Consider the following 7,302-nt stretch of genomic DNA (forward strand, 5'->3'; position numbering starts at 1 on the left):
CGATCGGCCTCGGCGCCGGCGTGATCGGTGGTTTCATGCTCAACCAGGGCGCCCGGGCCGACGACGTCGGCGAGGTGCGCCAGCGCCGGCGCGAGTTCAACCAGGACGGCGTCACCGTCATCCACGAACCGGGACGCACCATCGTGCGGGACGGCGAGGGCGTCTTCGTGCGCCATGACGAGACCGCGCGCTTCCGCGATCTCGGGGGCGATTTCCGCACGGAACGGCGGGGCAACGAGCTCGTGTCGATCTATGATCGGCCGGGAGGCATCCGCGTCGTGACGGTGACGGACGAGAACGGCCAGCTCCTGCGCCGCATCCGCCGCTACCCCGACGGCCGCGAGGTGATCCTCATCGACAATTCGTTCCGGCCGCGTGCCCGGACCTTCGAGGAGCAGATCATCGTCCTGCCGCCGCCGGAATATTCGATGCCGCGCGACCGCTACATCGTCGATGCCGACGAGTCGACGCCGGAGGTCATCTACGAGGCGCTGACCGCGCCGCCGGTGCAGCGTCCGCCCCGGCGCTACACCCTCGACGAGGTGCGCTACAGCCCGACCGTGCGCGCCTATACCCGCAGCGTCGATCTCAACACGATCAACTTCGATACGGGGTCGTGGGAGATCAAGCCGGACCAGATCCGGCGTCTGGACACGATCGCCGCGGCGCTGGGACGGGCCATCACGGCCAATCCCAACGAGGTCTTCCTCATCGAGGGCCATACGGACGCTGTGGGCAACGACGTCGACAACCTCTCGCTGTCGGATCGTCGCGCTCAGGCCATAGCGACGGCGCTGACGCAGACCTACAATGTCCCGCCGGAGAACCTGACGACCCAGGGCTATGGCGAGCAGTACCCGAAGGTGCAGACGCAGGGGCCCTCGGCGGAGAACCGCCGGGTGACGCTGCGCCGCGTGACGGAACTCCTCAACCAGCAGAACACCCAGGCGCCGCCGCAGTGACGGCACATGCGACGGACGAGACGAGCGGGCGCCCTTCGGGGCGCCCGTTTTCGTTTCAGGGACGGTGGAGGTGGAGCCCCACCAGGGTCTGATGGGCCTGGAAGCCGAGGCGGGCGTAGAGGTTCGCGACGCCGAGATTGGCGGCCGACACGACGGTGTCGACGCGGCGGATGCCGGTCTCCTTCAGGTGCAGGAGGGTCGCCGTCCAGAAGGGCAGGGCGAGCACGGCCTGGTCGGGCCGGGTGCCGCCGAGCACGAGGTCCGCAGCGCTGTCCGTGCTGGTGAAGGCCATGAATGCACCCGGGCGCGGCGGGGCGCCGGTCACCAGCACCTCGGCCCGACCGGCCAGAAGGCCCTCCATCCAGTCGATCTGGCGGCGGCGGTTCACCTCGGGGTCTATCGCCGGATCCTCGGCGAAGCGGCCGAAATGGAAGGTCTCCGCAGCCTGGGCGATCAGGGCCGCGTGGTCGTCCGGCGTGGGCTGGCGCAACGCCGACGGGCGCGTGCCGGTGCCGTCGAAGCGCGCGAGGTTGGGATAGCGCAGCCGCAGGACCGTCTCGACATAGCGGAACCCGGCGGCCTGGAGCCTTGCGATCGCCAGCCTTCTCCCGGCGTCGAGGCGCAGCGTCACGAGGGCCGTCCCACGCTCGGCGCAGGCTGTCTCAAGGGCGGTAAAGAGGTCGTCATCGTCGCCCGCGCCGCTCTCGCAGGCGAGGGCGAGATCGGTGACGTCGAGGGTGGGGCGGCCGAGGGCGCGGGCGTCCCACGGCGTGTCCCGCAAAGCGATCCGCCCGCCCGCCGCGCCGCCGAGGGTCAGCCCCATGGTCAGAACGAGGTACGGCGGAAAGCGGCCGGCAGGTCGAGGACGAGGTCTTCCGGGCCGAGAAGCCCCTCCGGCGGCGGCTGCATCAACGCGAAGGCCTTCGGCGCCGACGAGGCCGCCCGCGGGTCGCGGCGGCGGATGATGGCGGCACGGATGGCGGGGCTCAGGCTCTCCAGCGTGTCGTCGGCGATCATGTCGTCGAGCACGACGAGATGGCGCGCCTGGGCGCGCGCCTCGGCGACGAGGGTCTCGATAGCGCAGAGCCCGGCGAGCACCGGCCGCATGTCGGGGTGGCAGCCGGGCTGGCCATAGGCGCGCACGCGGCGGTCGAGATGATAGGCGTGGCTCCAGTTGCCGGCGTTGACGTGCAGGTTGATGGCCACCTGCATGCGCTTGATGGTGAAGTCCTGAAAGCGGCGGAGCAGCGCGGCCGACTGGACGGGATCAGCGAGAGGGGCCGGCTCGATGAAGGAGGCGAAGAACTCGATGCCGCCCCGGAAACGGTCCCAGCCGTCCATGGTCTCGCTGTTGCCGGAGTGGTTCACGCCCCCCTTGGAGATCGCGGTGACGCGGGCGAAGGGCTCAGGCGCAAAGAGCACCGAGCCCACCGTCAGCGCCCGGGCGAGATGGGCGAAGTAGTGGAAGACGAAGCCGGTCACCGGCTCGATGACGTCGTGCACGACGTCGGTCCGGATGATGAACCATTCGGGGAAGATGTGGTGGCCGAGGAGGTAGTCGAGGCAGGCGGCGTGCTCGCCCTGCCGGAACAGCCGCTCGCCCGTGATTCGGTAGAAGGTGCCGATCTCGGCGTTGTCGCGGGTCTCGTCGATCAGCATCCAGGGCGCCTGGACCATGACGAGGGCGGGATCGGCGGCGAGGCGGGCGAGATAGTCGACCACGATGTCGGGCACGAGGAGATCGTCGTCGCCGACCCAGATCGCGAACTGACCGCGCGCCTGCCGCCAGGAATAGAGAAAGTTGCCATAGGCGCCGATGTTCTCGGTCTGGCGGACCGAGCGGATGCGCGGATCGGATGCAGCCCAGCGCGCGACGATGGCGGCAGTGTCGTCGGTCGAGCAGTTGTCCGAGACGAGGATCTCAAAATCGATGCCGCGGGCGGTGAAGGCATCGATGTGATGGGTGAAGAAGCGGTCGAGATATTGCGCGCGGTTGTAGGTCGGCAGCGCGATGGTGACGAGCGGCCGCGCGGCGGGCTCGGCCTCCGTCCGCGACAGGTCTCGGGAGGCGCTGGCGGCCATGGGGCGGCTCCGGTGAATCAGGCGGCGCGGCGGGCGTGCCGCTGGAGGATGGACTTGAGGGCGCGGGACACCCGCGCCGCGACGTCGCGCGTGACGTTGTAGCCGCTCGGCAGGTTGATGCCGGTCGGCGAGATCGCATAGGCCACGGGGTTGCGGGTCGCGGCGCCGGCGGCGGAGGGCTGGTCGCGGAAGGCCGGCTGCCAGCTCAGCGGATAGAAGAAGGGGCGGGTGTCGATCCCCTCGGCACCGAGCTCGGCGGCGACCTGCTGCTTCAGGAGCCCGACCTTGGGATCGAGGACGGCGGTGACCATCCAGTAGGAGTTGAACACCTGCGCCGGTTCGGCATTGAGGGTGAGGCCGGGGGTCCCTGCGAGATTCTCGGCGTAGAAGCGGAAGATGTCGCGCTTGCGGGCGATCAGTTCGTCGAGACGCTCCATCTGGGCGATGCCCATGGCCGCCTGCATCGCCGACATCCGGTACTTGAAGCCGACCTCCTCGGTGATGAGGGCGCGGGACGTGGGATGACGTCCCTGGTCGCGGAGGATGTTGACGCGTTCGGCGAGCGCATCGTCGTCGGTGACGAGCATGCCGCCCTCGCCGGTGGTGACCGTCTTGGAGCCATGGAAGGAGAAGACCGAGGCGCGGCCGAAAGCGCCGGCCGGCTTGTCGCGGAAGCGCGAGCCGATGGCCTCCGCCGCATCCTCGATGAGGATGATGCCGGCGTCGCGGGCAATGGCCTCGAGGCGCGCCCAGTCGGGCATGCCGCCATAGAGGTCGACGACGATGGCGGCCTTCGTCTTCGGCGTGATGGCAGCGGCAAGGCTCGCCGGCGACAGGCACCAGGAGACGGGATCGATGTCGGCGAAGACGGGGGTGGCGCCAACCTGCACGACGGGAGAGGCGGTGGCGACCCAGGTGCATTCGGGCACGATCACCTCGTCGCCCGGGCCGATGCCGAGGCCGGCGAGGGCGAGGTGGATCGCCGAGGTGCAGTGGGCGAGCGAGATGGCGTGTTTCCGCCCGGTCTGCTCGGCCACCATGGCCTCGAAGCGCAGGTTGTACTTGGCGTGGTTCTCGAACCAGGCGGTCCGGGCGGCCTCCGCGGTCAGGTCCACCTCGCGCTGGGTAATGGAGGGGCCCGCGACCGGCACCCGGTCGCGCTTCACGGTGAGGGGCGCGGTGTCCCGCTCGCCGCGCCAGGAGAGGTCGGGGGCCAGCGCCCCGCTGTCGAGGAGGTGCTTCAGCCGGGCGAGGCGGACATAGCGCTGGCCGGTGAGGTCCTGGGGCGTGGTGCGTCCGGCAAGGGCCGCCACCAGCTCCTTCGCGCCCGATGCGGCGGTGTGGAGGAAGCGGAAGTCGGGGAAGGCGCTCGCGAACTTGCCGAAGTCGACGCGGTAGGATCGGGGGTCGATCGTGTTGCCCTCGGCGAAGGTGACCTTCGAGCCCGGCACCGCCTCGGCGACGATGGCGGCGATGTCGCGGACGAGGTGGTTCTCGTCGTTCTGGCCGATGTTGAAGGCTTCACCGCAGACCGTCGCCGCGTCGGCGGCGAGAATGGCGGCGGCAGCGCGCGCGAGATCGCGGGCGTGCAGAAGCGGGCGCCAGGCGAGGCCGCTGGAGAGGAGCTTCACCTCGCCGGTGGAGAGCGCCGAGACCACGAGGTTGTTGAGCACGAGATCGGTGCGCACCCGCGGCGAGAGGCCGTAGCAGGTGGCGTTGCGCATGAAGGTCGGCGCGAAGGTCGCATCGGCGAGGGCAAGGAGCCCCTTCTCGCTCTCCACCTTGCTGGCGGCATAGGCGGTGAGCGGATTGACGGGGGCCGTCTCGTCGAGGAGGAGGTCCGGATTGCCGGCGCCGTAGATGGAGCAGGACGAGGCGAAGACGAAGCGCTTGACGCCGGCGGCCTTCGCAGCCTCGGCGAGGGCGATCGTCGCGTCGCGGTTGATCGCGGCGGTCAGCTCCGGGGCGAGGTCGCCCATGGGGTCGTTGGAGAGTGCGGCGAGATGGAGGACAGCGTCGAAGCCGGCGAGGTCCTCGGCCGTCACCTCGCGCACGTCCTTCGCGATCGTGCGGGCGGGATCGACCGGCACCATGCCCTCGGTGTGGCAGGGGGCGAAGAAGCCGGTGTCGAGCCCGGTGACCTCGTGGCCCGCTTCCGTCAGCACGGAGGTGGCGAGCGATCCCACATAGCCGGCATGGCCGGTGACCAGAACCTTCATCGTATCCTCACGCAGCCGCCACCGCACGGACGGTAACGTCGATCCAGGTCTTCCACGGCGCCTTGCCGCTGTCCCAGAGGCCCTGCAGCAGGCGCAGTTCGCGCAGGGTGTCGACGCATTGCCAGAAGCCTTCGTGGCGATAGGCGCCGAGCTTGCCCTCGCGGGCGAGACGCTCGTAGAGCGCGACCTCGAGCGAGCCCTCGTCGCCGTCGAGCGCGAGATAGTCGAAGACGCCCGGCTCGAAGACGGCGAAGCCGCCGTTGATCCAGCCCTCGCCGATCTGCGGCTTCTCGACGAAGCCGGCGACGTCGTCGCCGTCGAACCTGAGGCCGCCGAAGCGGGCAGGGGGATGGACGGCGGTGATGGTGGCGAGGTGCCCCTGCGCGCGATGCTGGTCGATGACCGCCTGCATCGGCACGTCGCAGACGCCGTCGCCGTAGGTGACGAGGAAGGGCGCGCCGTCGAGATGGGGTTTCAGGCGCAGGATGCGCCCGCCGGTATTGGTGTCGAGACCGGTGTTGACGATGCGCACCCGCCAGTTGTCGAAGGCGGGGCCGGAGCGGGTGACGCGGCCGCGGCGGGTGTCCACCGTCAGGTCGCCGGCCATGCGCACCTCGTCGAGAAAGAAGCGCTTGATGACGTCGGCCTTGTAGCCGCCGGCGATGACGAAGTCGTCGAAGCCCTGCGCCGCATAGTGGCGCATGATGTGCCAGAGGATGGGGCGGCCGCCAATGTCGACCATCGGTTTCGGCTTCACGTCGGTCTCTTCCGAGATCCGCGTGCCGCGCCCACCGGCGAGAATCACCACCCGCATCGACTGCCCCTGGTCCATCGTCGGCGCAGGATGGGCGGACATGGTAAACGACCGGTAAAGAGGGTGCCTCGCGCTGAACCCGTCAGGGTTGGGCGGCGGCGGGGCTCTTCGCGGCGAGGGCGAGGGCCATCAGCTCGGCCTCGCGCTCCACGAGCAGCCGGGCGTGGTCGAGGGCGAGGGCGAAGTCCTCCTCCATCAGCGCGAACTGCATGCCGAGGATCAGCGGCCGGGCGCTCGGCATGGCGCCGAGGATGAGCTCGATCCGGGCAGCGAGATCGGCGTGGGAAATGGCGTCGAAGCCCTTGAGGAGCATCTCCTGCACGAGGAATGCGATGCTCTTGCCGATCGTGTCGACCTCCTCGACGCGCAGCAGCAGGCCGAGCTCGCGGGGCGCGGGAGCGTCGGGGAGGGCGAGGATCGCGGAACCGGCGGGCAAGTCGGCCATGAATCACCTGAAGTGTCTTCGGTCATCGCTTAAGTATTTTGTCAAGGTTAATAATTGGTAAACGCAGTATAGTTGCCGACGCGTTTACCATTAATTCCAGATCATTTCATGTAACGGAAGAAAAAAGTCTTTTTTAATTCGCGTAGGGGACAGTCGCCGTGCCTTCGAGAATTGAAGGACCTCCCAGAATGCGGAGGCGTCATCGTCCACCCCTCAGAAGCAGGGGTCCCTAGGAAAGGGTTCTACCATGTCTGACATCACCATCTCGCGCGGCGTTCGCTCGAACCTCCTCTCGCTCCAGAACATCGCGTCGCAGCGTGAGACGATCCAGGGGCGCCTCGCCTCGGGCAAGAAGGTCAACTCGGCCCTCGACAACCCGACCAACTTCTTCACCGCCGCTTCGCTGAACTCCCGTTCGAACGACCTCGGCTCGCTGCTGGACTCCATGTCCAACGGCATCAAGACCCTGGAAGCCGCCGACAACGGCCTGAAGTCGATCACCAAGACGGTCGAGTCGCTGCAGTCGGCCATCCGCCAGGCCCGTCAGGACAAGTCCTGGCAGGGTGAGAGCTACGCCTTCACCGCGACGTCCGGCACGGGCGACATCGTGTTCACGGGCGGCGCCGTCGGCACCACCGCCGTCACGGTCGCCGTCTCGGCCAACGCCTCGGTCGACGACGTGGTCGCCTCGATCAACGGCAACTCGTCGCTGACGTCCAAGGTTCGCGCCTCGAACGACAACGGCAAGCTGCGCATCGAGAACCTGTCGACCTCGGACCT

General features: G+C 68.7%; 7 protein-coding genes. 2 read left to right on the forward strand and 5 right to left on the reverse strand.

Going from position 1 to position 7,302, the window contains the following annotated elements:
• A partial coding sequence (locus tag ACT6XY_RS21765) for an OmpA family protein (protein WP_444750401.1) occupies positions 1–962 on the forward strand: 962 nt, incomplete at its 5' end.
• Positions 963–1,017: 55 nt separating this feature from the next.
• Here the strand turns inward: ACT6XY_RS21765 and ACT6XY_RS21770 are convergent.
• The 5 genes from ACT6XY_RS21770 to ACT6XY_RS21790 all read right to left on the reverse strand — a co-directional run bounded on the left by ACT6XY_RS21770 (position 1,018) and on the right by ACT6XY_RS21790 (position 6,522).
• Entirely contained in the window at positions 1,018–1,785 is a 768-nt protein-coding gene (locus ACT6XY_RS21770; protein ID WP_444750402.1) for a hypothetical protein, read from the reverse strand.
• Positions 1,786–1,787: 2 nt separating this feature from the next.
• Complete coding sequence (locus ACT6XY_RS21775) at positions 1,788–3,044, reverse strand: glycosyltransferase family 2 protein (protein WP_444750403.1); 1,257 nt, start codon at positions 3,042–3,044, stop codon at positions 1,788–1,790.
• 17 nt (positions 3,045–3,061) lie between these two features.
• Positions 3,062–5,263 (reverse strand): DegT/DnrJ/EryC1/StrS family aminotransferase, encoded by a 2,202-nt coding sequence (locus tag ACT6XY_RS21780; protein WP_444750404.1) that lies wholly within the window; start codon positions 5,261–5,263, stop codon positions 3,062–3,064.
• 7 nt (positions 5,264–5,270) lie between these two features.
• Positions 5,271–6,077, reverse strand: coding sequence for a glucose-1-phosphate cytidylyltransferase (gene rfbF, locus ACT6XY_RS21785; RefSeq protein ID WP_444750407.1), 807 nt, complete (start codon positions 6,075–6,077; stop codon positions 5,271–5,273).
• An 82-nt stretch (positions 6,078–6,159) separates the two neighbouring features.
• Positions 6,160–6,522 carry a hypothetical protein gene (locus ACT6XY_RS21790; protein ID WP_444750405.1) on the reverse strand — a complete coding sequence of 121 codons (363 nt, stop codon included), beginning with the start codon at positions 6,520–6,522 and terminating at the stop codon, positions 6,160–6,162.
• A gap of 247 nt (positions 6,523–6,769) precedes the next feature.
• On the opposite strand from ACT6XY_RS21790, the gene ACT6XY_RS21795 reads away from it, so the two are divergent.
• Positions 6,770–7,302, forward strand: a 533-nt coding sequence (locus ACT6XY_RS21795) for a flagellin N-terminal helical domain-containing protein (RefSeq protein WP_444750406.1), incomplete at its 3' end; no start/stop codon positions are given.

Origin of the sequence: Phreatobacter sp. (assembly GCF_052440005.1) — a bacterium.
GTDB lineage: Bacteria > Pseudomonadota > Alphaproteobacteria > Rhizobiales > Phreatobacteraceae > Phreatobacter.

Coding starts and splice junctions, on each gene's coding strand:
- ACT6XY_RS21790 (WP_444750405.1), bottom strand. CDS start 6,522: ATGGCCGACTTGCCCGCCGGTTCCGCGATCCTCGCCCTCCCCGACGCT.
- ACT6XY_RS21780 (WP_444750404.1), bottom strand. CDS start 5,263: ATGAAGGTTCTGGTCACCGGCCATGCCGGCTATGTGGGATCGCTCGCC.
- ACT6XY_RS21775 (WP_444750403.1), bottom strand. CDS start 3,044: ATGGCCGCCAGCGCCTCCCGAGACCTGTCGCGGACGGAGGCCGAGCCC.
- rfbF (WP_444750407.1), bottom strand. CDS start 6,077: ATGCGGGTGGTGATTCTCGCCGGTGGGCGCGGCACGCGGATCTCGGAA.
- ACT6XY_RS21770 (WP_444750402.1), bottom strand. CDS start 1,785: ATGGGGCTGACCCTCGGCGGCGCGGCGGGCGGGCGGATCGCTTTGCGG.